A 26,462-nucleotide genomic window follows, 5' to 3' on the forward strand; every position below is an offset into this window, starting at 1 on the left:
CATTCGGGGTTGGAGCAGACCCAAGCTTTGTACATGATAGTCGCACCTTCCCGCCCATAATCCGAGAGAGGCAGAAGTCGCCCTTTATTGCATTTGAGACAAAGCGGAAATTCCCAGTCTGACATAGTTTGACCCTTTGCTAATTTATATTATTTCTGTTTTTCAGCACTGTCAGGCGATCCAGCCGACCGCTGAGGTTGTGTTCCACGATGATATCGGACATGGTTCCTTTATTCAAATGTATCGGATGTATTTCCAGCGGATGATCCAGTGATATTTCGAGATCCGGCTTTTTGGAAAGGTATTCCTTTTCCCTGCCCCAGTAGAATTTCAGGTTCCCATTGCCATCGGAAAAGACCAGATCATGCAAATTGTCGCCATTGTAATCATCCGACCAATCCAATGAAACCTCGACAATAGGCTGGGGATCATCGAAATTGAACCGGAATTCATATTTCATTCTTCGATCCGGTTCATCCCGGGGAAGGCCGGAATCGAAAGGAAAAACCAGCAGATGGAGGTCCGCGTTTTTCATCAGGAACATCTTGGTTGCCGCCAGCGCCCCGAGTTCAATAGCCGCCAGGGCCATTTCGGAAACCCCGTCGCCGTTAAAATCACCGATAAGGAAATTACAATGCGAATCCGAAAGAGTAATTTCCTTGCGATAATTGGTCTCGATAATACCTTTCTGATCGGCCACATAGAAACGGATTCTGGATTCCGTGTTGGTGATTCCTCCGCCGACATAAGCAACCGCAATATCCAGCCGTCCATCGCGGTTGTAGTCAATAATCCGGCTTTGAATATAGCCCCGGTCGGCATCGGAACAGAAAATCCTTTCGACATCGGGTGTCTGGCTGAAATTGCCGGTTGCATCCTGGAAAAAGACGCAAACCTTTCTATCCCAGAGGAAATAAAGGTCCGGGTGATTATCAAGATTCCCGTCGAAAACATTTATTTCGGCCAGTTGTATATTCCAGTCGGAATTTCTGTGACTGGTAAATTCTTTTATGGTTCGTACGGGAGTGGTGCCGCAGAGCGGCACGGAGAGCTGAGTAAGAACCTGATATTCACCATTGTCGCCCCGTTCATAAATAACATATCCCCGCGGACCGGGCAGAATGAATTCCAATCCGGGAGCGCTGTTAAGTTCAAATATAAATCTGTCGGCAATAATATCATGGAAAATTGGCACTGAATAGACGGTGTTTTGCCGGATAATTTTGACGGGGCCGGAAAATCCACTCTCGACCGAAAAGCTGACCACTGAAACGCCATCACCATTCATAAGGAATATTTCATCCCGGCCATCATTATCCATATCGGCCACATCCAGCTGGGCCACCCCGGGAGCCATGGCGGTCAAATAGTCGGCATTGGTATTAAATCCGGCCGGTCTCTTTTGCAGAAAAAGCCCAATATATCGGGTTCCGGGATCATTGAGAGGTGAATAGATCAGGGCGATATCCATCAGATTATCGGCATTAAAATCCCCGGTCAGATAATTTTGTATTTCGCCCTCAATTTCAAGAGTATAAATGTCGAAAAAATCCTGATCCGCGCCCAAAACGATACTGCCTGGCAACAGGCATACCAGTAAGACTTTCAGAATCAAGGTGGATTCAAGTTTTCCGATCTTAAACGTCATTCTTCAATCCCGACTCACAACCCATATATGATCGTGTTTAAAAAAATATAAAATATTAACTTATTATTCAACTAATATTTAAGGTCAATTACAGAGCGGGATTAAGATACCAGAACCGGGTCAAACCGCTATCCGAGGCCAGCCAGAGATAATCGCCGTCGAATATCAGATCGCGAATATCATTGGAAAGCAAACCATCGCCAATGGTGAACAGCCGGTTATACGGGTTTCGTCCGCCGAAATTGATAACCAGTCCCTTTCCGGTCCCGAGAGCAAGAATGGTGTCACGGACCGCCACACAATAAACGCCGCTGTATGATTCCATTTCAGGGAAAACCTCAACCTCGGCACTTCCTTTTTCGATCGATATCAATTCATCCCCGGAAATCCAGATTTTATTCGAAGTGTTTTTAATATCGAATATCCGCCCGAACTGCACGGCCTCCCGGGCGGTCAGGCGTTCGACCCGGCCGGTTGTCAGCCCTTTTCTGAAAACCCCCTGATCGGTTCCGATCCAGAGATCGTTGTCCATTTTTTCCAGACAATAGATAATCCGCGACGGCAGGATGGTTTGAACCATCTGGGCCGTTGAATCATCATTGATATCGATAATTCCCAGACCGTATTCCGTTCCAGCGTAAATATTATTTTCGGTGGCCAGAACGCTTAAGACCCGGTCATCGGTAAGTCCCGATCTCCTGGTCAGCCGCCGCACAATGGTCAGTTCGTTTTTATCAATAACCCAGAGACCGTTATCGGTGGCCACAAAAGCCTCCCGGCTGTTGACGGAAATATCATTGATATCGATTGCGGTATTAATCAGATCGGGTGTCGGTTCGATATATTGAAAGATGTTATTGTTCCAATCATAAATCGTAACGCCGTTTCGATAGGAGTCATCCGCGGGACCACCTATCCACAGTCGCCCTCCGTCATTGCAGATGACGGCCATATTTGTCCCCAGCAGACCATAGTTAAGCAGTTCTATCATGCGGCCGGTTTCATCGGCCCGGGCGGGGCCCAGTCCCCAGGTTCCGAGCCAGAGATGGGTCCAGTTGTCTTTGACGATATCGGTAATTTGATAAATCCGGCCATAATCATCGACCAGGGCCCCGTTGGGCATGTAATTGTAACCCCACGGTGCGAAATAATGCGGGTCCGGCAGAAGATGAATATTATGTTCGTCAGGTTGCGGCAGTTCATCATCGGGATCCCATCTTCGGAAAGTCTCGATATACTTGTAAATACCAGCATCGGTTTTAACCCAGACATTCTCATCATCGAACGAAGCCCGAATATCATGAATAACCTGATTTCCCAATCCCTCGATACCGGTCAGAGGATCATCCCATTTGTCAAAGGAAATGTTGTAACGAATGACTCCGTTGGAGGTTCCGAAATACACATATTCATAACCGACGGCGATTGATGATACATAGGAGAAATCAGAGTAGTTGACAATTAAATTACGAATAAATTCATCGGCCTGATTTCCCGATGGGACCAGAACCAGAAAAAAAAGAATGACCGACCAACGGAAAGCACGCATATCAGGTACCCTTAAAATACTCCAGGACAGCCAGCGCTAAAAGCGCGGTTCCGTGAAAAATGCTTTTTTCATCGGCGACAAATTCGGGGGAATGCCAGGGTTTATCGGCTCCGATTTTTTTATTCTTAATGCCCAGCCGGAACATGGCTCCGGGAACTTTCTCAAGATAAAAGGAGAAATCCTCGCCACCCATGGTGGGCGGGGTCAATTCGATATATTTCTTACCACGCAGTTTAATATAAGTTTTTTCCAGAATATGGTTAACCAAAGCATGATTGGCAAGAACCGGGTACCCGGTCAGGAAATCAAGCTGGAAACGCGCTCCCCTGGCCCGGCAGATTCCCGACACAGTTCGCTTCAGCAGACGGGGAACATGCCGGGTATTCGCCGGATCAAGGGTGCGGATGGTACCGCTTAACTGAACCCGGTCGGCAATAACATTACGGGTGGTTCCGCCTTTTATCTTACCGAAAGTAATCACAGCCGATTTCATAGGGTTGACTTCCCGGGAAATAATTTTCTGAACCGAATCGATGACCTCGGCAGTCACGGCAATGGCATCAACCGCCCGATGGGGCACGGCGGCGTGGCCCCCTTCGCCGATAATGGTCAGATCGAAATCGATTACGGCCGCCATTGTCGGGCCATCGCGCAGACTTATCCGGCCGGTGGTCAAAGTCGGATCAACATGGAGTCCGAATATTATCTCCACTTTCGGTTTATCCAGAACCCCTTCTCTGATAAGGCGTTCGGCTCCTCCGGGAGGAGCTTCCTCGGCCGGTTGAAACAAAATTTCGACACATCCCGGTATCTGTTCCCTGAGGCGATTAAGTATGACCGCTGTCCCGAGAACCACGGCCATATGAATATCGTGACCGCAGGCATGCATACGGCCTTCGATTTCAGAACGAAACGGCAAATGGGTGCGTTCCGAGATCGGCAGGGCGTCAATATCGGTTCGAAGCGCCACCGCTGGTTTCCGGCCGGGATTGATTAAACCAACAGCCCCGGTTTTCATGTGTAACGGCCGGATTTTGATTTTATGGCGGGCCAACTCTTTTTTAATCAGTGTTGTAGTGGCAAATTCCTCGTTGGATAATTCCGGGCGGCGATGCAGATGCCGACGGAATTCAATCTGGTAGGGAAGCAGGGCCTCGGCCATACCCGTTATATGTTTGACGGTGATTTCCATGGTTATACGAAGTTTACGACGGGAAAAAGATTCTGTCAATCAATACCTTTAATTGGATACTACGCCGCCCTGGTGGAATTTCTTTGCTGAGGATTGCTTGAATTTGCTGGCAAACAGGTGGGCCTGGCGCAGGGGTTCGGGCATCCGGAAATCGGACAGACAATTGACCACAATCTCCAGGGCGTTTTTCAGGTCACATTTATGACCCGGTGAGATAATCATCGGCTTGACCTCACCCTTGGTGCGATAAACAAATCCGACTGTCGAATCCTGGAAAGAAAGAGGCGAACAACTGCCCTTGACTCGTCCGGGCATCCGATGTTCACCAACAAGAACTTTTCTGGCGCATCCGATGGAGGGGATGTCGGTAAATAATCCAATATGGGAAGCCATGCCAAAGGAACGGGGATGGGCAATACCATGTCCGGCATAAATGATAACATCGGGTTTTCGTTTGAGACGTGAAATCGCCTTAAGAATTACGGGACCTTCACGGAAGGCCAGCAGGGCCGGGATATATGGAAATTGCGCTTCCATTTCCGCTACCGCCCGCTCAACATCATTCAAATCCGGGTATTTAAGTGTCACAACCGCGGCATAAAGGCGATTATTAACGACATTGTAGGCTGTATCAACTGCGGCGATGGTCTCGATCTTATCAAGAACGTTTTCAAGAATAATTGAGGATTTGAACTGCTGCTGGATTTTTACGGCCTCGCCGGGGGTTGATGGCCACTCATGCAACGGTTGAAACTTCACAACTGGACCCTCACATATCCCGGCCGATCGAAATACCGCCGGTCGTAATACACAGATGCACAGACCAAAGATTTTTCTTTGGCTATTGATATTATAGACGGTGATTTTATCAGCAAACCAGAAACACTGTATTAATAATAACAATCCCGGCCTTTGTCAAACTTTATTATCAGATAAGTTTCGGGTCAATTAATGATGATCCGGACGATATTTTAATAATCTTTTTTATTGCATTACCGGTCTCAAGCTATGAAATTTATTCCATGAAAACCGGTGGCATTTTTCTGACTATCATTATTTTGCTGGTACCGATTTCGGTCACCGGGCAAAGCCGCTATGCTATCGGGCTTGGCGGGGGACTGGCAACTCTCAATGGAGGTTCCCGTCCCTGGCAGGCTCTTGATCCCAACTATGTCATCAAACTCGACGCCGGTCTCGCCAACCGCTGGAGGCTGGGAATAGATTTTTCCTATTTTAAAATTTACAGTGATTCAACCGCTCGATCCGAATTCCAGTTTGGATCCGATGCCGAGAATCGGGTTCGGGCCTGGAAAGGATATGATCTGGCTTTTATATTTTATCGCAGGATTTACCCATCGAGAGGGTCTTTCGGGCTTAGCGGCGGACTGGGACTGGGGTTATCTTTCTGGGAAATGGTTGATCCTGTATCGGGAGAATTACTTAAGACCGAGGGTGAGCGGGGTGAACAAATCAATTTCTCGGCCAATGAGGTTTTCGTGGCGTCCAGGATTGGTTTGGAATATGATTTTAAAAGCCGGCTGAAATTCGGTCTGGATGTGAATATTAACTACCTGACCGGGGGCGGTCGGGAATTTTCTCAAACGGTCAAAGACGGACTGGGTCACTGGAATTTGAAATCGGGAATATATATTGCCTATCAATTCGGAGGTTCGATCGATCAACGCAAACCGGAACCGACAGCGCAATATCTTGCACCGCGCTGGGAAGAAGAAACCGAACGGCCGATTCCGACTGAAATCGGACCGACCAGAATGATCGATCCCAATATGGATTCCGATCAGGACGGGATTCCCGATACCGATGATATTTGCCTCGGGACACCGGCGGCGGCACTGGGCATGATTGACACCCGGGGATGCCCGGTCGATACCGATTGCGATGGGATACCTGATTTCCTAGATAAATGCCGCCATAACCCCGTCGGGGCGAAAATCGATGCCAATGGTTGTCCCGTAGACAGCGACAATGACGGCGTTTTTGATGGTCTGGATGATTGTCCCCAATCTCAACCGGGTTTACCGGTGAATAAATCCGGATGTCTCGATCTTACGATTTTCGAAAAACCTATGATTTTGAATATCAAGTATTATTCCGGCTCTTTTGAATTCGATCGCGAAACCAAAGTCATCCTGGATGATGTGGTCAAGATGCTTTTAAGAGCTCCCGATATTAAGGTCGAAATAAACGGTTATACCGACAATATCGGCACGGATGAGGCCAATCGCCAGCTTTCTCAGAAGCGGGCCAACCGGGTCAGAGATTACCTGGTGGAGCAGGGTATTGATACAAAACGCCTTATTGCGAATGGCAAGGGTGAAACAAACTCTATTACATCGAATGATACCCGTGAAGGCCGGCAGAAAAACAGACGGGTCGAATTAGTATTTTTTAGATAATTTATCCTGACTGGTATTGATTTTTTGAAATCATTAGGATATTATAATACGATCGATTTATGGAATAATGCGTATAATAAGGAGCTATCGTATTCAGGGAGTGATTTGACAAAAGGAATTCCACCTAATAAACCCCGACTTATCAAAATCTTTTTGTTAATTCCCTAGGCATATGCGTCCGATTAAAATAAGGCAGTAGTTTAATTACGGCAAATAGGAGAAATTGGTTCAGATTTGATTGTTTTTGGCCTTTTTAACCCTGAGGATTGAGTCGTCACTTATTTTTTATATTGCGTTTTCGGGTTCGGAATAGTAGATTAGCCGTTTAAATTACGCAGATTGAGTATGAAAATACTGCTTGTCACACAACATTTTCCACCGGAAAAAGGCGCCGTCAGGCGGCTTTTTGAATTTGCCAACCATTTTAAGGATAATGGACATGAAATTACGGTGTTGACAGCTATCCCCAATTATCCTGATGGGGTTGTGCCGGACGGTTATCGTGGAAAATTCTTTCATCGGGAAATGATCAACGGGATTGATATCTGCCGATCCTATGTTCTGCCGGCTTCGAATGCTCAGCCCAAAAAACGGATGCTGGGTTTTGTGACATTTTTGATATCAACCCTCATTAACAGTTTCCGCATTCGAGGCAAATTTGATCTGATCCTGGCCTCATCCCCCCCGGTAACATCGGCGGTTATCGGCTACCTCTTAAGCCGAATACGACGGGCGAAATATGTTCTCGAGATTCGTGATATTCAGCCGGAATCGGGTGAGCAATTCGGCAACCTGAAAAAATCGGCGTTTACCAACGCCATCAGGAAAATGATGCGATTTATTTATCGTCGCGCGGATCATATTGCCTGCGCCACTCATGGAATTGAGGATATAATATATCAGGAAGGTATCCCGAGGCGCAAATTGACAACAGTTAAATCCGGGGTCGGCAACGATTTTATCAGCAGTCATTCCAACGGAATCAGAAAAAAGCACGGTTGGGAAAACAAGTATTTGATATTATTCAGCGGGACGCTGGGATGGGTGCGACCACTGGAGTCAATAGTGGAATCGGCTAGGTTGCTTGCGGACAATAAGCATTATCATTTCGTATTTGTCGGAGACGGTCAGAAACGGGCGTCATTGGAAACGCTGGCAGGGCAGTACAACCTGACCAATATATCATTTGTGGGTTTACAGCCGCTGGAGGAGATTCCGTATTATCTCAAGGCCGGTGATGTCCTGGTGGAATGCCTGAAAGATGTCCCGGTGGCCAAAGCCGCATTGCCAAGCAAGATTTTCGAATATATGGCGGCCGGGCGGCCGATTGCTTTCGGTTTGCAGGACGGTGAAACCAGCAAGTTATTGAATCGGGCCGGAGGCGCTTTGACATTCTCATCGAACAATCCGGAACAACTGGCCGGAATCATCCGGGACTTGCATGATCAAAAAATCGATGGTGAGGGAATCGGAAAGAAGTACCACGAATTCGTCAGCAAGTATTATTCCCGTGAAAAGTGGGCTGACCGATATTTGAAATTACTGGAAGATATCAATACCCGTTAATTTGTATTCCGTTCAATTTTTTTTAATCGATTTATAGAAATCATTTTTTCATTTAAACCGGGCAGTCCGTCAACTATTTCTCAAGATTTAAAACCGGACCATTGAACAAGCTTTTTACCGACGCGATTTCTTCCTTCTTCCGGACAATAAAAGCCATTCTGTCGCGGGGAAGGCAGGTCAGATCAATATCACCGATATGCCGATATTCCTTCTCCGGCATCCAGTTTCCAATAGTCCCGATATTTTGATAATAGGGTTTGTCATTGTTATCGAGATAGCGGCACATCTCGGAGGAACCATAAAAAACCTTTCGTATTCCGATTGTCCCGGCAAAATTGCCGTCGAAGGCAAGACCGTATGGTTCAAAAGTCATCTCGGAATAGCGGGCCCGCCATTTCATCAAACCGGCGGCGGCGGTCGGGGGAAGTGACGAAAAGGAAACCGCCTCTATTCCGGCGCGTTGATGACGGGAAGAAGCCCGAAGTCTTTGTTCCCGAAGAATCCGAAGTAATGTCTCAAGAGCGTTTCGAGGATAATGATGATTACTGCCGGTTATGGCGCGATAATAATCGATATATCGCTCGCCCGGCCAAGGACCGGTGACGCCGCGGGTCCAATGGATTAAAAATCCCGGCAGTTTTGTATCAATGGTTGGATCGAGTTGTTTCAGATTCGGCCCGGAGTTGCATGGGTGATGTTTGTCGGCGTACGGAACCTGAAACCGGGTGACAATTTTCTTTCCCGTTCCGGAAGCTTTATTGATAAGTTCTTCCAGATTTCCGCCGGGGCGAATTGAAACCGGATAGATAATATCGGCCTCATTAATTATTATCCGATCGCGTTCCTGCGGGAACAATTGCCTGTGGTCGCCGCGACTTTTGGATTCAAGAAACAACCATTCGATATTTGACCGGCTCAGGTCGAATTGCTCTATATAATATTTCTTTATTTCTTCGGGCTCTCGGCTTTTGTCAAGGGGGACTATTAATCTTATTGGCAATCTTAATTCCAGGGATAGGGAGAGGCCGATTTCCCAGCTGTTCATCCCGACGGAATTGAGAAGGGTATATCCGCGTGAGGCGGCCTCGTTGGCCGCCTGCCGGGTGCATTGAATCCACGGATCGGTTCCGATGGGTCGTGAACTTTGCCGGGAATTGAGGATAATGGCTTTCATTTGCGGATGCATACTCATGGAAAAGGGGATGCCAACGGGGCGTCCCCGTAAATAATTTTACAGGCGGTTCGGCGCCGGAACCTCCGAAAGCAGTTAAGAGTCATCAGTCACAATTGAAACGATGGTTTAATGACCCCTCCCAACTGATTCGATTATCCAAGCAGTTTGTATTTCAATATAGGCGAAATCTGGAATTCATACAATGACAAATTCACCGAATTCTGTATTTTATTGTCGGGCCGGAATTTGTCGCGATCAGTATATCTTGGTGATATCCACGCTGGTGTAGTAAAACTTCAGAATCTGGTCGAATTTTTTGCCCTGGCGGGCCATTCCGATCGCGCCGCATTGACACATCCCCACCCCATGACCGTAACCGCCGCCGATAAAATCGGCCCGGGTCAGAAGACCGTTGGCATCATGCTTGGTCTCGATCTCAAAACGAGCCGATTGCAGAATCAATTCCGGGTTCGAGGAGCGGAGAAACACCCAGCGAAGACGGTCAGCCCCGAAAGTATAACTGCCGTCGGTGGCCTGGACCGTCAATTCCGCGACTCGTCCACCGGCAGTACGTCCTTTGACATACATATCGGTAATATCCCCGATATGAATTTCGCGGCCGCGGTCCGAGGACAGGTAATGCTCGATACGCATCTGCAGTTGCCTGGCGGTATAGGATTCCCGCCAGTGATAATATTTCGACCAGGAGCAGTAACCGCTGTCGGCCACCGCGCGCAGGTATGGTTCGGAGGGTTTATCCCAGACTTCATCGATATCATCGGTATTTCCGCCGCAGGTGGAATGGTAATAGGCGTTTATCAATTTGTCACGGTACTTTATCACACATCCCCTGGTATCATCGATAGCTTTGGAAACAATCTCTTTTTCAACCTCGACCCCATTATAGACCTGATCAGATACATCCGATTTCATATCGTACGGTTTATCGGGATATTGCGCCAGATGACTCATGGAGTAGGTGCGGGCGGCCACCGCCTGGGCCTTGATAGCCTCGTATTCATCCTCGCCGACATTACCGATTTCCGGCGGGACGACACCCTTGAGATAGTCATCCATATGGACATAATTGACTATTTGCAGATTGACACCGCGGGTCATGATCTTAAACATCCCCCGGTAACTTTTACGGTCATATTCCAGAAGCCCGTTCTTGTCCCGCGGGGTGACGATGATTTCATTGTACCTGTCGCCGATCCGCCCGGTCCGCATTGAAATCGTAATAAGACCGTTATCCTGGCTGACAGTAATCGGCTTCGAGGCATAATAAACGACACTCCGGTCGTCGCGGATACATTCCAGCGAAATGGCATGATTACCCGAGATCGTAAATTCCGGACGGCTGTCGTTGAGGAGGATGCGGACAAACGGCAATCTGACATAGGTGGCTTCGGGAGTCTCTTTAAGCTGGGGAACCGCGGCACATCCCCAGACAATAACTATCAATAAAATTACGGTCCCGGAATAGATAAAAGGCCGGATCAGTTTGTTTATGGCTGGTGATGATTCAATCTTCATAGACTCCTATCCTTGAGTCGGTTGTACAATGCGTCCGGCCATGGACGTTTTTCGAGCCCCGGTAATATGGGGCAAACCGGACGGAATTCCCTTTACTGCCAGGCCACCCATAACCGCATAACAAACGGCCTCCAAATAATCCGGGTTGAAACCCAATCTGTCAACCGAAATAAAACTGATCCCCGGGAAATAAAATTTCAAGCGTTCAATCAGATAAGGATTTTTCATCCCGCCGCCGAACAGGTAAAATTCATTCAAACCATATTTGCGCGGAAATTTCTTCAATGTACGGGCAATGGCCGCGGCGGTCAATTCGGTGGTCGTAGCCAGGATATCATGTTTATTCAATTTCAGGTCGGCGGCCATCCCGATAATTTTTCGGGCGAACTGCTCACCGAACCGCTCCCGTCCGGTCGAGGGTCCGTATTTACCTTTCAGAAAATTATCGGCCATCAACGCCAGAAGCAGTCTTCTCGAGGGGACACCGCGAGCCGCCAGCCGGCCGCCTTGATCGAACATTCGGTTGAAAAACTTGCGGGTGATAATATCAAGAAGCGAATTACCTGGGCCGCAATCGGCCGCCATCATTTTCACGGCTTTATCCCCGGCCGGGAAAAGGAAATAATTGGCAATCCCCCCGATATTGAGCATCAGGCGGTGATGACTGCTGTTGCCGAATAACAGCCACATGGCATAAGATGTAATCGGGGCCCCTTCGCCTCCGGCGGCGATATCTGCCTGCCGGAAATCAGCCACCACCGGTAGCCCGCATCGCCCGGCAATCGATTCCGGGTGACCCGGCTGAAGGGTCCCGCTTTCCATCCGGCGGCCGATTTTCACCTGGCCCGGCAGATGCCGGACGGTCTGACCGTGGGACCCGAGCAAATCCGGTTTGATTCCGGATTTTATCAGGCTACGGCAGAATCGAGAGGCCTGCTCACCGTAAAAGATACCGAGACGGCGATCGAGATAAATATACTCATCAAGAGACCTCAGACGGTTGTTGATGGCATCATCGACCATACTGCGGAGAACTGTCGGGTAAGATACCGATTGCCCGGTGATATATTTGATTCCCGGGTGGACAGACTGAAAATTTATTCGTGCGGCCGCCAGATCAAGACCATCGGCCGAGGTTCCGGCGTTGAGACCGACGACGACCAGATTTTTCTTCCTGAATACTTTATCCAGCATAATTACAATATCACGGAAGCGGTCAGTTTCGACTTGATTCCGGATATCCTGTCCAATGAGATACTCAACCGATCATCATCAATGTTACCTTTTTTGTATTCCTCCTTGAAATAGGCCACAGCTTCGAAGGCCGCCCGATGATTTCGGCCGAAAAGGAGAATATCATGTCCGGCATTGAAGGCCCGCAGGGCTCGCTCGCCGAAGTTTCCTATACTGTCAGCTCCCGCCATCAGCAAATCATCGGTTATGGCAATTCCATCGAAATTCAATTTTTCCCGAAGGAGCAAATTCAAGATAATTTCGGACTCGGTCGCGATCCGATGATCCAGCCGGGGGAGAAGCAGATGAGTCGTCATAACCATATCGGCCCCGCTGTCGATCCCGGCCTTAAAGGGCAGGGCTTCCCGGTTAAGAAAGATCTGGAGATCATAGTCGGCTTGCGATACCATCTTATGGGGATCATCGATCGCCGCGCCGAAACCGGGGAAATGCTTCAGGCATGTCAGGAGTCCAGCTTTATGAATAATTCTTACGGCCAATTCCACAAATGGCATCACCCGGGCCGGGGTTTTGCCGAAAGTGCGGCCTTTAAGACACTGGTTTTCCTGTTTCAGGCCGATATCGGCCACCGGGGCCAGAAGGAGATTGACACCCAGGGATCGAATATAATAGACCGACCGGCTCAATTGCTCTTCGTAGAGCCTGCGGTCGTTTTTGCGGCCGAATTCGGCCGGAGATTTGAACTCAGCCGGAGCACCCCGGAAGCGGCAAACCCGACCGCCTTCCTGATCAACCGCTACAAACGGTATTTCATTGGAAATCGAGGCGATTTTCTTGATACTTTCTTCGGCGCTTTTATGAGGATTGCACTGCTCTTCAAAAAGGATAATACCGCCTATATTTTCCGAAGCGAGTTTCTTCAGAAATTCTTCCGAGGGCGTAATACCTTCGAAACCGGTAATGAAAAGCTGTCCGATCCGTTCAATCATTTAAATCACGCACACTGTATTTTTGCCGGAGCCTTTGGCCCGATACAGGGCCTGGTCCACCAGCGACAGAAGTTCCTCGTTGGGTTTGCCGTTTTCCGGGAACGAACTGACACCGGCCGAGATCGTAACCTTCAGTTCGGGAATATCTCCACCCCCAAAAACGGTGGTTTCAATCTGCTGCCGGATACGTTCCCCGATTTTTACCACCTCATCCTGTGGCGTCTGCGGCAATATAATTACGAATTCCTCTCCACCATAACGGGCAAACACATCAACATCTCTTATACATTTTTTAACGACGCCGGTAATACCCTTCAGAACGATATTGCCGACTTCATGGCCGTAATTATCATTAAAATTCTTAAACCAGTCAATGTCCAGCATAATCATCGAGAGCGGCAATCCGTAACGCGAGGCTCGCCGCTGTTCTTCTTTGAGTTTCATGGTGAAGTAGCGATAGTTATAGATACCGGTTAATTCATCGGTAATAGTCAGTTCCTCCATCCTTCGATGGAGGGTGGCATTTTCGAGAGCCATCCCGGCCGACCGGGCGACGACCGAAAGGATTTTTAGATCTTTTTCGGTGAAAGCACCTTCCTGTGGAGATTCCGCCAGCAGGACCCCGTTGATGTTCCCGTGCGTCACCATGGGAACCAGCATTACCGAACAGGTATTCATCCGCAAGGGTGGATAATCGGTGCGACCGGCAATATTCATGACTATCAGTGGTTCGGGCTGTTTGGCCACCCGATTGATCAGCTGGGCTTTCTGGTCATCAACGGCTTTAAGATGGAAATTATTCTGACCACTGATATTTCGTCCTCGATATATCAGGTTATCGCCATGACCCATCAGGATCAAGCCGCTGGCCGGGTAAGCCAGCAATTTACCGGTGATATTCATGACATTTTCGATAACTTCGTCAACATCAAGAATCCCGGCTAGAATTCTCGAGTTTTCGTAGATCATTTCCAGGTTGGCCTGTGATTTTTCGAGTTCCGAGGTCCTCTGGTTCAAGGTATCGAACAGCTTGAGCAAACGCTGCTCCGAGCGGTGGACATGGGCAGAAACATATGCTACGGCCAGCGGGAAAGACCAGATTAAACCAATTCTCAGGAATAGATCAACACCGTTATCAATCGTTATATCCCGTTGGATCACGACCAGATATGTAATTGACAGAATCCCCGCCAAAACCAGGGTCGCCCGCATAGTCATCAGGTAAGCGGTAAAGGTGGCTGTCAGGTAGTATAGAAGGTAAAAATCGGATTGTATCCCACCGGTAATTTTTATCATCATCGATATAAAGACAATCTCAAAAACCATAATAGCCAGATAAGGCTTTTGCATATCATGATTTCCAAGACGAATCAGGCGCCAGAAAATATAGAGCGTTATCAGATAGGCTAAAGCCAGGATGCTGACCGAGGTGTATTCTTCGATACTGTGTCCGGAACTGATGACAAACCAGGTCGAACCAAAAATGGTCAAAAGACGTGAAATTAGAAAAATAAAATCCACGCTGGGGAGAATGGTCCGCCCTTTGTCCTGAAATATCCGCATAATTCTTATAAAGAGCCCTATTACCGATGCTCTCTGGAATTATCGGCAGATTATCAGGTTTATTTATTGCCGCCAAATAGATTATGAAGAAATGGCCGGGGTTCTGCGATCGTGTGAAAGCCGGAGAACCTTTTTAATTGACTGGGTAATAACCCCGAACGAAAGAATCAATAAAACAATATCAGTGATAATGAGAATAACATTAACACCGGGAATATATTCGGCAAAGAGATAATAAATCAGGGCGGCGATGGTAGTTACTACCATAATAACCGCGGGAATCAGCGTAAACCAGCTTTTCCTTCCGGCCATGTTCAGCCAGACCGTAACCGCAATCAGGGTCAGGGCGGCGAGGAGCTGATTGCTGGCTCCGAAAACCGGCCAGATTAGTTGATAGCCGTTGGATACCGCCAGGACAAACATAAAGACCACGGCGAGTCCGGAATTAAACCAGTAATGCCGAAGAATTGGCGGGACGGGATTAAACATCCGTCGCCACATTTCCTCGAAAATATAGCGATTAAGCCTGACGGCGGAATCAAGCGTGGTAACGACAAAGCCTTCAACCATAAGGATTCCGATAATAGACCCATAGGCAGTTGGGACACCCAGGGAATTATTCATCAAATGACCAACTCCGAGGGCGTAGGCCAGAATCGGGTTGCCTTTCCCCTCAATCGGCCAGGTTATGGCAAGGTAATCGGTTGAACTCAGGGAGGAAGCGATAGTCAGGATAACCAGGATGGCCAGGACTGATTCCAGAATCATGCCGCCGTATCCGACCATTTTGGCGTCGCCCTCCCGGGCCAGTTGTTTCGACGACGTTCCCCCGGCCACAAGGGCATGAAAGCCGGATATTGCCCCGCAGGCGATAATAATCATCAGCATCGGCCAGACCGGGCCCATATGTTGGTTTCCCTGGGCCAGATTAAATATCGGCATGGCAGTCGAGATGCCGCTCAAGCCTCCGATTATGACCGACAGCATAATTATTCCCAGACCGGCATAAAGAATCTGGACATTGATAAAATCGCGGGGTTGCAAAACCATCCAGACCGGCAGTCCGGACGCGATGGTGACATAGATGGAAAGTATAATCATCCAGGTCAAACCGGACATACTGACCGGGATCTTAAAACCAATATAGATTGAAATAAAGCAAACAAAGATAGCCAGGACAAAGGATAGCAAGGTGTTAAGGGACTTTTTGAAAATCAAAAATCCCAGAAATGGAGAGAAACAAGTAATTATAATAACGGATGTCGATGCAATACCGCCAATCACGCCCATTTGATGACCATCGACAACCCTGGTATGTAAAAGTGTTTGCCCGGATTCCAGACCAAGTTTGTCAATTGGCCAGACCGACGTCAGGGATATGGCGGTTAGTGAAAGAAAGGCGGAGGTGACCAGGATCAGCATGATGGCGGTAAATGCGATAAACAGAACAAAGCCTTTTTCTCCCAGTGCCTTACGGGCAATTTCGGCCATTGAACTGCCTTTTTCGCGAATTGAGGCAAAAAGGGCGGAAAAATCATGGACCGCCCCGAAAAATATTCCGCCGATTACGATCCAGAGCCAGACCGGTCCGATACCATATAGAATTCCCATGGTCGGTCCGATAATCGGCCCCGCTCCGGCGATAGTGGCATAGTGATGGGCAAAAAGAACCGGGGTCCGGGTTGGGACGAAATCGACGCCATCATTTTTTTCCACGGCCGGAGTAATGCGGGAAATATCCTCACCCATCCGCGAGGCAATAAAACGGGCATAGAAACGATAACCGATTATAAAACAGACAAGAGCAATAAGAAATAGTGTAAGTATATTCACGGCAGTTTTTTATTGCATCGCTATCAATAATAACACATAATAATTATCATTATAAGATTTAGCAACATTTTTCAGCAGTTCGGATAATGGAACATCGCCTTAGGTTTAACGTATCTTTAAGTATGAAAACCGGTTTGAAAAGCTTTAGAAAAAGGCATATCAGGGCCTGTTCGATATTTCTTTTTTTAATTCTGTTTGTCGGTCTTCCTTCCCTGACGTTGGCTTCCAGGTTTCTTTCCAGCAGCGGCAATCTGGTTTCAAAAAACGAGATGATTGACGATGATGCTTATTCCGTCGGAGATTTCGTCGAAATCTACGGGGTGGTGAACGGCGACCTGTCAGCTTTTTGCTACGAAATCGATACCGACGGTGAAATTAATGGAAATGTCAATGTGTTTGCTTACCGGTCCTATATCGGAGGTAAAACCGAAAGAACGGTTCGGTTGTTTGCCTATGAGGGTGAAATTTTAGGCCAGGCAGGATCCAATGTCGTGGCTTTCTGCAAGGATTTGATTATCGGGGATAAAGCCGTTATTATGCGCGATCTTAATTTCGCCGGGGAAAACATTCGAATCGACGGCAATATTAAGGGAAATGTCGACATCAATGCCGATGCAGTCAGAATATCCGGGGTAATAGAGGGCGATGTTCATATTGAGGCTCAGGATGTAATCATTCTTTCTTCAGCAGTTATAAAGGGAAATCTTGATTATACATCAACGCTTGAAGCCGATATCTCGCCGGAAGCCGTTATTGAGGGAAAGATTTACTGGGAAGAAAAAGAGCGCAAGCCGGATTCGGAAAATGGACTGAATATTCTGTCAAGACTGAGTCGGTTTATATTATTTTTCATGGCACTGATAACCGGATTCGGGCTGATTCTCATGTTCAATAATCATACCCGCGAATCATCGGAATTCATCGAGAAGCGTTTCTGGTATTCGCTGGCTGTCGGTATTCTCGCTTTTCTGATATTTACTGTAGGGGCGCTAATACTTATGGTCCTGGTAATCGGGATACCGCTGGCAATCATCCTGATGGCGATGGGGGTGTTTCTCTTCTATGTCGGCAAGATTTATGTCAGCATTGTGATTGGGCGGCTGGTTTTTCGTTTGCTGGCCAGAGGCCGGAAAATTGCGATGGGATGGGAATTATTAATCGGACTGCTTCTGATGACAATCGTCTTCCAGATCCCGATGATCGGCACTGTTATCTATGTTCTGACTTTTATAGCAGGGACCGGCGCCGCGGTAGCGGGCCATCTATCTCTCAACCGGAAATGCCGGGTGGCCATGGCCGGGATCACTTCCGACAAACCGCAAAAGGTTTAAATGGCTTAAAATAAATCAATAACCCCTGAAAACGCCTTCATGCCGGGGATCGGAAGCTCCGGTGATCAACCTATCGTTGTTAATACTGATTATCTGCAAATCGCCGTAACGGCTTCTTTCATAAATCATATGGCCGCGGGAAATGAGGTCCTGTTTGATATTGATATCGAACCCCCCGGTTTCCAGAAACAGGGTATCGGGAAGCCACTGGTGGTGAAAACGCGGTTGGGTGACAATATCTTGCAGATTCATACCGAAGCGGTCAAAATCAATCAGGGCCTGAGCCACGGTGGTTATTATTTTCGAACCGCCCGGGGACCCCAATGCCAAACATGGTTTTCCCCGGTATAATACGATGGTAGGAGTCATGGACGACAACATGCGTTTCCCGGGCGCTATTTCATTGCTTCGCCCCCCGACCAGCCCATAGACATTGGCTACTCCCGGTTTGATGGAAAAATCATCCATCTCATTGTTTAAAAGAAAACCCGCTCCTTCAACTACCAGCTTTGAGCCGAAGGAAGTATTAAGCGTGTAGGTCAAACTGACCACATTGCCGAATCTGTCGGCGATGCAGTAATGGGTGGTCGATTCCGATTCGGCGGCCTTCTCAGGTAAACCGGAACCGATCTTGGAGGAATTCCCGGCCAGATGAGGATCAATCAGCCTGCACCGTGATTCCAGATAAGCCGAATCAAGTAATTCGGTGATCGGGTTTTCGGTGAATTCGGGGTCACACAAATGGACTGCCCGATCGGCATAGGCCAGACGGCAGGCTTCGGCGGTCAGATGAATATATTCGGCCGAGCCGACTCCATAGAGAGCCAGGTCAAACGGCTCCAGAATTTTCAGAATCTCGCCCAGGATGACTCCGCCGGAGGATGGCGGCGGCATGGAATAAATATCCAGTGAATCAAAAGTAAAATGAATCGGGGTCCTCCAGGCGGGATTATAACTTTGCAGGTCTTCAAGACTGATCAGGCCGCCGTTTTTGGTCATGGAGGCGGCTATTAATTCGGCCGTCCGGCCTGAATAAAAGCCGTCTAATGTATCGAGGGCAATTCGTTCGAGAGTCTCCGACAGGTCCTTTTGAATGAATCTGTCGCCTGATAACAGCTTACGACCGTCCGGATGAAATATCATCCCGGTTTCGTGAAAAATGGCCAGCGAGTCTTTTTGCTCGGCCATCGAGCGGGCAATATAATCGCTTACTATGAATCCGGTATCCGCCAGAACGATAGCGGGTTGAAGCAATTCATACCAATCACGTGTACCATAGCGACGCCAGAGTTCAAACATTCCGGCGACCGTCCCCGGAACCCCGGCGGCTTTTGCCCCGAGCAACGAACTTCCGGGTATCACCAGGCCGCTATCGTCAAGATACATATCCCGTCCGGCGGCCGAGGGGGCTTTCTCGCGAAAATCAAGGGCCTCGACAGTTTTATCATCCTCGGAATATACCAGAGCAAAACCGCCGCCGCCGATATTGCCGGCTTCGGGATAGCATACAGCCAGAGCAAATCCGACCGCCACCGCCGCATCGACGGCATTGCCCCCATCCTCAAGGATTTTCAGACCGATTTCGGCGGCGATCGGTGAGGTAGACGCCACTCCCCCGTTTTCGTAGAGCGTCTCAACTTTGACAGAACCGCAATTGAACAGCAATAAGGCCGGAAGAAAGATCAATCCGGCCACAGCTATGGATTTTTTTAAATATTCGTACATGGCGGAAAATACCCTGAAATTGGGGTGATTGGATTATTTCTTTTCTATCAGGAAAATCTTGCCATCGGGGAAATCAACGTTTATTTCAAAACCCTTCCGGAGATTGTCCGAAGTGAGCACGGTCGCCTGCCCCTCTTCGCCGACCATCAAATCGGTCATTTTCAATTTGGCCGAGGATATACCGATCTTCCGCAAATCCATCCGGATTATGACTTGCCGGCTGGAGGTGTCGGCCATGGATGAGAGTTCACCGGCGGGCGGTGTTACCAGGTATAGAATGGCCTTCTTGCCGGCCTTGAGAACGGCCATATCGACCGATGGATCGGAGCAATACATGAAAGGGACAATTCCGCATTCCGCCAGAAGGCCTTCCAGAAAGATCATTTTGTTATGATCACTGCTGGATCCGAGATTATAGGTAAAGAGATACAGGGTTCCCTTGTATTTCGATGAAGCGGCGCCAATGGTTTTTTTGCTTATCCGGGCCAGTTTCTTGACCTTGTTGTCGGTCGATAGAATATGCCCATAATATCCGGTGGTAAACTGATTCGCGGAATTTTTGGAAAGCTTGACCAGATCGATTCCGCCTCCGAGCGCAGTTTTGATACGCAAATGCCGGCTGAGAATCTGGCAGTCCCGGAATTCCTCGTCATACTTCGGCATCAAGCCGCATAAAACCACATTGATGCCTTTCTTGAGAAGCTCGACAATGGCTTCCTGCTGAGCCGCAGGCATGAATTCGGCAGTGGGAATAATTACCAGGTTATAATTTTTCAACTGGTCAATATCAAGACTCTCCCGGATATCATAGTCCAGTTTCAATTTCATCAAATCGCGACAGACACCGCTGATGGAATCGCGGAGCAACGACTCGATATAGGTAAACTGTTTGGGACGATCCAGGAGCCGGATCCACTGGTAATGACGGTTACCGATGATGCATATTTTGCAGTATCGTTCCAGTTCACTGAGCTTGAGATCCATTATTGCCCCGTTAAACCGGCGAATAACTTCGTAGCCGTTGGTAATGGTACCGTCATTGGCCAGCGGAGCACCATACCAGTGATCCCGATCGACAAACATGTAATGGTTGAAACCATTGAGACCGCCGATCAAACCGGCCACCATATAAAACCGCCGCAAACCGTCCGGGTAGGCCGGTTTGGTGAGTCTCAGTTCTTGTTCGGTTGCCGATTTCCCGGAAATAAACGATGAGGCCCAGCCGAAATTATACTCCCCGCGCAGGTAACGGCCTTTCTGAACCAGATCAAAATAGGTTCCCTCGGGCATAATATTGGCACCCAGAAGCAGATCCCGGTCGGGTGAACGTAAATTAAAGGCCGGCAAAAAATCACCCGGTCGAAAATACAAAGACCGGAAAAAGAGCGGTTCCACCGTGTATGACTTGAAGATATCTTCGAGAATAGATAAGTATGATTTCAGCATGAATTCCCGGAAACGGAACCAGTCGAATATGCGCGGTAAGTCGCGGATGTCGATTTCGCTGAATTCTCGCGGCGGCTCAACCTGCTCAAAATTCTCAGCCTTCATCCGGTAGATCTGGTTTAACTTTTTTATGTCTTCATAGCGGGAGGCCAGAAAACCGGGGTAAAATTTGGCCACCACATCGATATTATAATCGGCCGAGGCGGGATCCAGATAGCGGCCAAATGATGTTTCATAATCCAGTTCCACCATGAAAATCGGGCCACGAGGATGGATATAATTCTTGGTGGTCTCAATGAAGGTTTTGAAATAATTCCTCAGAAAATGATGATAATGGGGGTGTAAATAGCTCGGCAAATACCCACCTTCAACCCCGGCATCATTTTTGAGCTTCAGTTCCTGCCCCCTGGAGTCGCGGGCAAAGATTTTAAGATCGCTGTATAAAAACTGCGGAAAACCGCCATTAGGCCACTGGGCATTAATCCATGGTCCGGGACGAAGAATGACCTTGAAGCCGAATTCACGGACTAATTCCAAAAAAACAACCAGGTCTTTACGGGAATCGTTATAACCGGTGAAATCAATGTCCTTGTTATTGTCCTGATGCAAATTCCATGGAACAGAAGTTGATAATATCCGGAAACCGGCTTTTTTAATCCTTTCGAAACAAATCGACCAGTAACGCTTATTAACGCGGAAATAATGCATCTCAACCGAGAACGGATAATAGACTTCCTTTCCGATGGTAAATTTGTTGTCAGCGACTCCAAGCATATAACACCTTATTATTCAAAGAATTACGGAAATACAGCCCAATGCTTTCACAGTATGAATCTTAAGTAAAATAGAGCAACAAGTCAACAAGATTTCTTTTCAATTCCTCTGATTCCTGTCGGCAATACGTAAAAATAAAATTAATACCGTATAAGACAAAGTTATTCAATAGGTTATTTATATTGTGTAATTATCCGGGACTGAGTTGTCCAACAAAAAATCTTTTACGATCAATAAGATATTATTAGACAGTAACTTACACCAACACGGGAAATAACTAAAAGTGTTCCGGGAATGAATCAGAATATCAATGACATAAAAAAACCCCCTGCCGGTTGACAGGGGGTTATATTTATCCGAATTTTTTAGCGTAGAAGCATCAGCTTCTTGGTGCTTTTAAAATTATCGGCTTCGATTTTGTAGAAATAGATACCCGAGGCTACCGCGGTTCCATTTTCGGAAGTACCGTTCCAATCGGTGACATAGTAACCCGGAGCGTATTCATCGTCAACCAGACCGGCGATTTTTTGTCCGAGGATATTATAGATCGAAATATTCACATGGGATTTTTTCGGTACGGCAAACTGGATATTGGTATTCGGGTTAAACGGGTTGGGATAATTCTGGCCCAGTTCGAATTCGGTCGGGAGCAGGCTTGATTCAACTTCCTTGACATCGGTCGGCTTGACCACTGTCCAGCAGTAGCTAACCGGATCGGTTTCTTCCAGCCTGAAATGAGCATTAACTTCGAACAGCCAGTCGAATTTTCCCGGCGGATCCACATCCGGAATAGTCGTTACCGAATCTATGCAAAAGGTTCCGGTATCATTTGCCGGTAGAGAAAGAGCGAAAGAAATGTAGTGAACCGGTTCGGCATTGGTGGCCCATCCAGAGAGACCCGTAGTAGTATAATTAATTGTGTCCGGTAGAGATCCATCCACGCTAACACCGAAGAATTGATTGATTAAGGCCCAGATTGTAGTGCCAGCCCAATCATTGTAAAGATCGATCATATTCAGACCCAGATCATCCAGGGTTCGCGCGTCCTGCAAATCCACAGCTCCCACACCTCTGTATGTAATCGTAGTCAAATCGCCGGTTCCCCGAAACCGAAAATCCCAGCTTGTGGTAATAATGGGATCTGCAGCATCGTTAAGACCATAGACATCCACCGAGATATCACTTCCGGCCAGTAAATAGCCGTCATCAGTTGTATCCGGAATGACAAACTTATAGTGTGCATCCGCAAAGGCCGGCACGGAAGCAAGGACAAACAGTGAGGTTACTAAGAGCGTTAACCAACTACGTTTCATTGATAACTCCTATTCTTTAATTATAAAGTTTATTTTCCGATTTTAGTCAATCTACCTTATTTATTATAACAATACAAATGACGAATAAGATCAATATTTTTTTAAAGAAATGATGCTTTCGGATACAATTTAATTATCTTCCAATGGCTTCCCTGCGGAATTTTCCTGTCTCATTTTCCAACCCAGGTAACCGGTGCCGAATATTTGTTTTTGAATCCTTTCTCTCACCTCCCCGGTAACCTGCTTTATCCGTGGGCACAACTGCCCCATATATTTAGAATATGATTATACTATTTGAACAATCCCGAGTCAACAAAAAAAACGGCCGATTTGAGTAAATTCAAACCGGCCGCAAAGTCTGCTTTTTTTGTCAATCTCATAAGGGCGGCGGCGGACCTCCGGTATAGAGATAGGCAATCAGGTAAGTGGCATCGAGAATATTAATATTCCCCGAGCCGTTGGCATCGCCGCAATAGGTCGCCACCGGCGGCAGACCGCCTTTATAGAGGTAGTTTATCAGAAAAGTGACATCGAGAATATTAATCATCGTATCCCAGTTGGCATCGCCGCGATCGCAGATGGCAATTTCGATATGACCGGGAACCATCACCGGTTTATAATTATTAATAATCGACTGAATTTCGAGATTGTAGCTGGATAAGGTCGTATCCTCGATAAAAATCGAGGCATTGGTCGGCACCGAGCCGGTAATCTGGAAATGAAGATTTAAAATCAGGCCGGTATCCGGAGCCAGATATTCCGAGCCCCCGGTCAGATTGGATCTCAGGGTGACGACAAAACGTTTTCCGGTTTGATCCCAGTATTGTTTTTTAATCTGCTCAAAATACTCGGTTCTCAGTCCAACCCAGGAGATGGAATCAAGAGTCAGGTAGCTGGGGATATTACCATTGGATTCGCGGACCCGGAAGGGCAGATAGATGTTTTTGGCCTGGAATTTATTACTCATATAAACCGGAATAACAAATTGATTGCCGATGGTTGCCGATGAAAAAGCCGATCCGAACTTGATGGTGTCGGCGGTAATCATAACCAGGTTTTTCAAAACCTCGGTATTGGTTCCGAATTGATCCTCGACAGTCAGGCTGGCAGTATAAAATCCATAATCATCATAGGTATGGCTGGGATTCTGCAAAGATGAAGTCGGGCTACCATCGCCGAAATCCCAGAGCCAGGAAGTGGGCGAATAGGGTGATTCATCGGTAAAATCAACCGTCAATCCCTCTTCGCCTATCAGAGTCGGTCCGGCGCTGAAAGCGGCGGTAGCCATGCTGTCGAGACAATTGTAGGCATTGATTCGGCCGAAGCCGAGAAAACCGGTAACCCAGAGCGGTTCGTTGGGCATGGAGTCGCAGTTATCTTTAATCAGGTCGATGATGTCATCGCGCGGGTATTCGGGATCGTGGGAGCGAATCAGGGCGACCAAACCGGCCACATGCGGAGCGGACATCGAGGTGCCGCTGGCGTAGGCCAGGGTGGATACATAATGATCGGAATAGGTCGAATAGATATTGGTTCCCGGCGCACAGACATCAATCCAGTTGCCGTAATTCGACGATGAGTTTTTGCGATCATCGGAATTGGTCCAGGCCACCGAAACCACCAGTTTTTTCCCTCCGATGGTGTGAGTATCGTAATAATCTCCCGTGGTCGAGTTCTCATTACCGGCGGCATGAATGACGACCGCCCCGGCGCTGTCGGCCTTCTGGAGAGCGGCGGTAAAGGTGGCATCCGAATAACTCGGGAAACCGAAACTGCAATTGATAACATCGGCGCCCATACGGGCGGCATAGTCGATGGCCGAAGCGGCATTGGCGGTATTGATATAGCCGGCCTCATAACCGAAATCGGGATCAACGGCTGAACCTCCGGCCCGCAGACACATGATTCGCGGTCCGGTATAGGCTCCCAGGCCGCCGCCCCATCCTCCGGCAACGCCGGCCACGCCATAGGCATTGTTAGTAATGGCCGCCGCAATCCCGGCGCAGTGGGTGCCGTGTCCATTAAAATCATCGGGATTGTTATCCGGAGTATTGCAGTCTTCTCCCTCCCAGCAGGTCAGGCCGCTGAAACCTGAGAAGAAGTCATAGCCGATCAGATCGTCGACCCGGCCATTCAGATCATCGTCGACACCATTGGAATCGGCCGGGCTGTCGTCATAAACAACCAGATCGTTGTCATTGTCCTCACCCGGATTTACCCAGATATGGCTTTCAAGATCGGGGTGCTTAAAGCGAACGCCGCTATCCACAATAGCGATCTTGGCCGTATCGGAACCCTTCTCATACAGCCAGGCGGTGGTATCATTGATTTTTTTGATACCCCACTGGCGGTAAAACTCCGGATCATCCGGCTGGATGCCTGCCAGAGGCAGGGCATAAACCGGGTCGACGGAACGGACATAAGGATTTTGAAGCAGTTCCTCCATGACCTGATTTATATCCAGATCCTCAGAGAAAATTACCTCAAAAAATTTTGACATGTCATTATCGCCGACAATGGCATCGGCGCCCTGCCGCCATGGAAATATCTGATTGGCCTCGCGAGCGCCAATTTTCTCCAGAGCCTGATCCAGAGTACTGATCCCGAAACTGACCCGATCAAATGAAGTCGCCAGTTTATTGATATTGACATCGGATTCAAACTGGACCTGCAGGCGTCCCGGCATAAGTACCGGTTTTGACTGGCCTTTTCCCTCGTAATAAACGGCATTACCAGGAATTACGCCGAGTATGAACACACAGGTAATCAGGAAACCGAAGAACATAACAAGCCTGCTTTTAAGCATAAACACCCCACAAAACACTTATATTAGAAGCCACCAAATGAATTCTTTCATAATTTATATTGAATCGTTTATTTCCAATTTCCATAGATAGATTGATTTTTTATCCGGCAACTATTGGACCCTTCCACCCATAATTCATTGTTGAATATCTTACTTTCCTTATCGGACAAACTAACGCCAATTCAAACAATCTTTATCATTTATAGAGATTTTTTGCCCCCTCATAACAGCGATAAGTATTTTCCTCTCTTTTATGGGGGAGCCGTTTTATAAACGGCTCCCTATGTATAACCTGCTATAAACCTATCAGGTTCCCGTTGTGCCGCATTTCGGCGCCGGACCACTCTTGTACAGGTAGTTGATCAGGTACGTCGCATCAAGAATGTTGATAGCGTTGTTACCGTTG

At 47.8% G+C, this 26,462-nt stretch carries 17 protein-coding genes; 3 read left to right on the forward strand and 14 right to left on the reverse strand.

Going from position 1 to position 26,462, the window contains the following annotated elements:
• Positions 1–139: 139 nt before the first annotated feature.
• The 4 genes from JXQ28_02775 to JXQ28_02790 form a co-directional block, all read right to left on the reverse strand.
• A complete protein-coding gene (locus JXQ28_02775; GenBank protein ID MBN2276650.1) occupies positions 140–1,648 on the reverse strand; it encodes a VCBS repeat-containing protein in 1,509 nt (502 codons plus the stop codon).
• An 88-nt stretch (positions 1,649–1,736) separates the two neighbouring features.
• A complete protein-coding gene (locus JXQ28_02780; protein MBN2276651.1) occupies positions 1,737–3,197 on the reverse strand; it encodes a hypothetical protein in 1,461 nt (486 codons plus the stop codon).
• Between the two features lies 1 nt (position 3,198).
• Positions 3,199–4,428: an amidohydrolase gene (locus JXQ28_02785; GenBank protein MBN2276652.1), complete on the reverse strand. Its 1,230-nt coding sequence runs from the start codon at positions 4,426–4,428 to the stop codon at positions 3,199–3,201.
• Positions 4,429–4,437: 9 nt separating this feature from the next.
• Positions 4,438–5,148 (reverse strand): endonuclease V, encoded by a 711-nt coding sequence (locus tag JXQ28_02790; GenBank protein ID MBN2276653.1) that lies wholly within the window; start codon positions 5,146–5,148, stop codon positions 4,438–4,440.
• Positions 5,149–5,411: 263 nt separating this feature from the next.
• Between JXQ28_02790 and JXQ28_02795 the strand changes: the two genes are divergently transcribed.
• Both JXQ28_02795 and JXQ28_02800 read left to right on the forward strand, forming a co-directional pair.
• Complete coding sequence (locus JXQ28_02795) at positions 5,412–6,806, forward strand: OmpA family protein (GenBank protein MBN2276654.1); 1,395 nt, start codon at positions 5,412–5,414, stop codon at positions 6,804–6,806.
• Between the two features lie 345 nt (positions 6,807–7,151).
• Positions 7,152–8,372: a glycosyltransferase family 4 protein gene (locus JXQ28_02800; GenBank protein MBN2276655.1), complete on the forward strand. Its 1,221-nt coding sequence runs from the start codon at positions 7,152–7,154 to the stop codon at positions 8,370–8,372.
• 73 nt (positions 8,373–8,445) lie between these two features.
• Here JXQ28_02800 and JXQ28_02805 read toward each other — a convergent pair whose 3' ends face one another.
• The 6 genes from JXQ28_02805 to JXQ28_02830 all read right to left on the reverse strand — a co-directional run bounded on the left by JXQ28_02805 (position 8,446) and on the right by JXQ28_02830 (position 16,661).
• Entirely contained in the window at positions 8,446–9,546 is a 1,101-nt protein-coding gene (locus JXQ28_02805; GenBank protein MBN2276656.1) for a hypothetical protein, read from the reverse strand.
• 255 nt (positions 9,547–9,801) lie between these two features.
• Entirely contained in the window at positions 9,802–11,082 is a 1,281-nt protein-coding gene (locus tag JXQ28_02810) for a SpoIID/LytB domain-containing protein (GenBank protein ID MBN2276657.1), read from the reverse strand.
• A 6-nt stretch (positions 11,083–11,088) separates the two neighbouring features.
• Positions 11,089–12,276, reverse strand: a complete 1,188-nt coding sequence (locus JXQ28_02815; protein ID MBN2276658.1) for an anhydro-N-acetylmuramic acid kinase — start codon at positions 12,274–12,276, stop codon at positions 11,089–11,091.
• 2 nt (positions 12,277–12,278) lie between these two features.
• Positions 12,279–13,265, reverse strand: coding sequence for a hypothetical protein (locus JXQ28_02820; GenBank protein MBN2276659.1), 987 nt, complete (start codon positions 13,263–13,265; stop codon positions 12,279–12,281).
• On the reverse strand, positions 13,266–14,828 hold the full coding sequence (locus tag JXQ28_02825; protein ID MBN2276660.1) for a sensor domain-containing diguanylate cyclase: 1,563 nt from the start codon (positions 14,826–14,828) through the stop codon (positions 13,266–13,268). It lies immediately after the preceding gene.
• An 81-nt stretch (positions 14,829–14,909) separates the two neighbouring features.
• Positions 14,910–16,661: a carbon starvation protein A gene (locus JXQ28_02830; protein MBN2276661.1), complete on the reverse strand. Its 1,752-nt coding sequence runs from the start codon at positions 16,659–16,661 to the stop codon at positions 14,910–14,912.
• Between the two features lie 134 nt (positions 16,662–16,795).
• Between JXQ28_02830 and JXQ28_02835 the strand changes: the two genes are divergently transcribed.
• Complete coding sequence (locus tag JXQ28_02835; GenBank protein MBN2276662.1) at positions 16,796–17,992, forward strand: polymer-forming cytoskeletal protein; 1,197 nt, start codon at positions 16,796–16,798, stop codon at positions 17,990–17,992.
• Between the two features lie 15 nt (positions 17,993–18,007).
• On the opposite strand, the gene ggt is transcribed toward JXQ28_02835, so the two are convergent.
• From ggt to JXQ28_02855, 4 genes are all read right to left on the reverse strand, one after another.
• A complete protein-coding gene (gene ggt, locus JXQ28_02840) occupies positions 18,008–19,717 on the reverse strand; it encodes a gamma-glutamyltransferase (protein MBN2276663.1) in 1,710 nt (569 codons plus the stop codon).
• 33 nt (positions 19,718–19,750) lie between these two features.
• Entirely contained in the window at positions 19,751–21,937 is a 2,187-nt protein-coding gene (locus JXQ28_02845) for a beta-galactosidase (GenBank protein MBN2276664.1), read from the reverse strand.
• 365 nt (positions 21,938–22,302) lie between these two features.
• Positions 22,303–23,250, reverse strand: a complete 948-nt coding sequence (locus JXQ28_02850; protein ID MBN2276665.1) for a T9SS type A sorting domain-containing protein — start codon at positions 23,248–23,250, stop codon at positions 22,303–22,305.
• Positions 23,251–23,626: 376 nt separating this feature from the next.
• Positions 23,627–26,056, reverse strand: coding sequence for a S8 family serine peptidase (locus JXQ28_02855; GenBank protein ID MBN2276666.1), 2,430 nt, complete (start codon positions 26,054–26,056; stop codon positions 23,627–23,629).
• Between the last annotated feature and the right edge of the window lie 406 nt (positions 26,057–26,462).

The organism is Candidatus Zixiibacteriota bacterium (genome assembly GCA_016933955.1).
GTDB lineage: Bacteria > Zixibacteria > MSB-5A5 > GN15 > PGXB01 > JAFGTT01.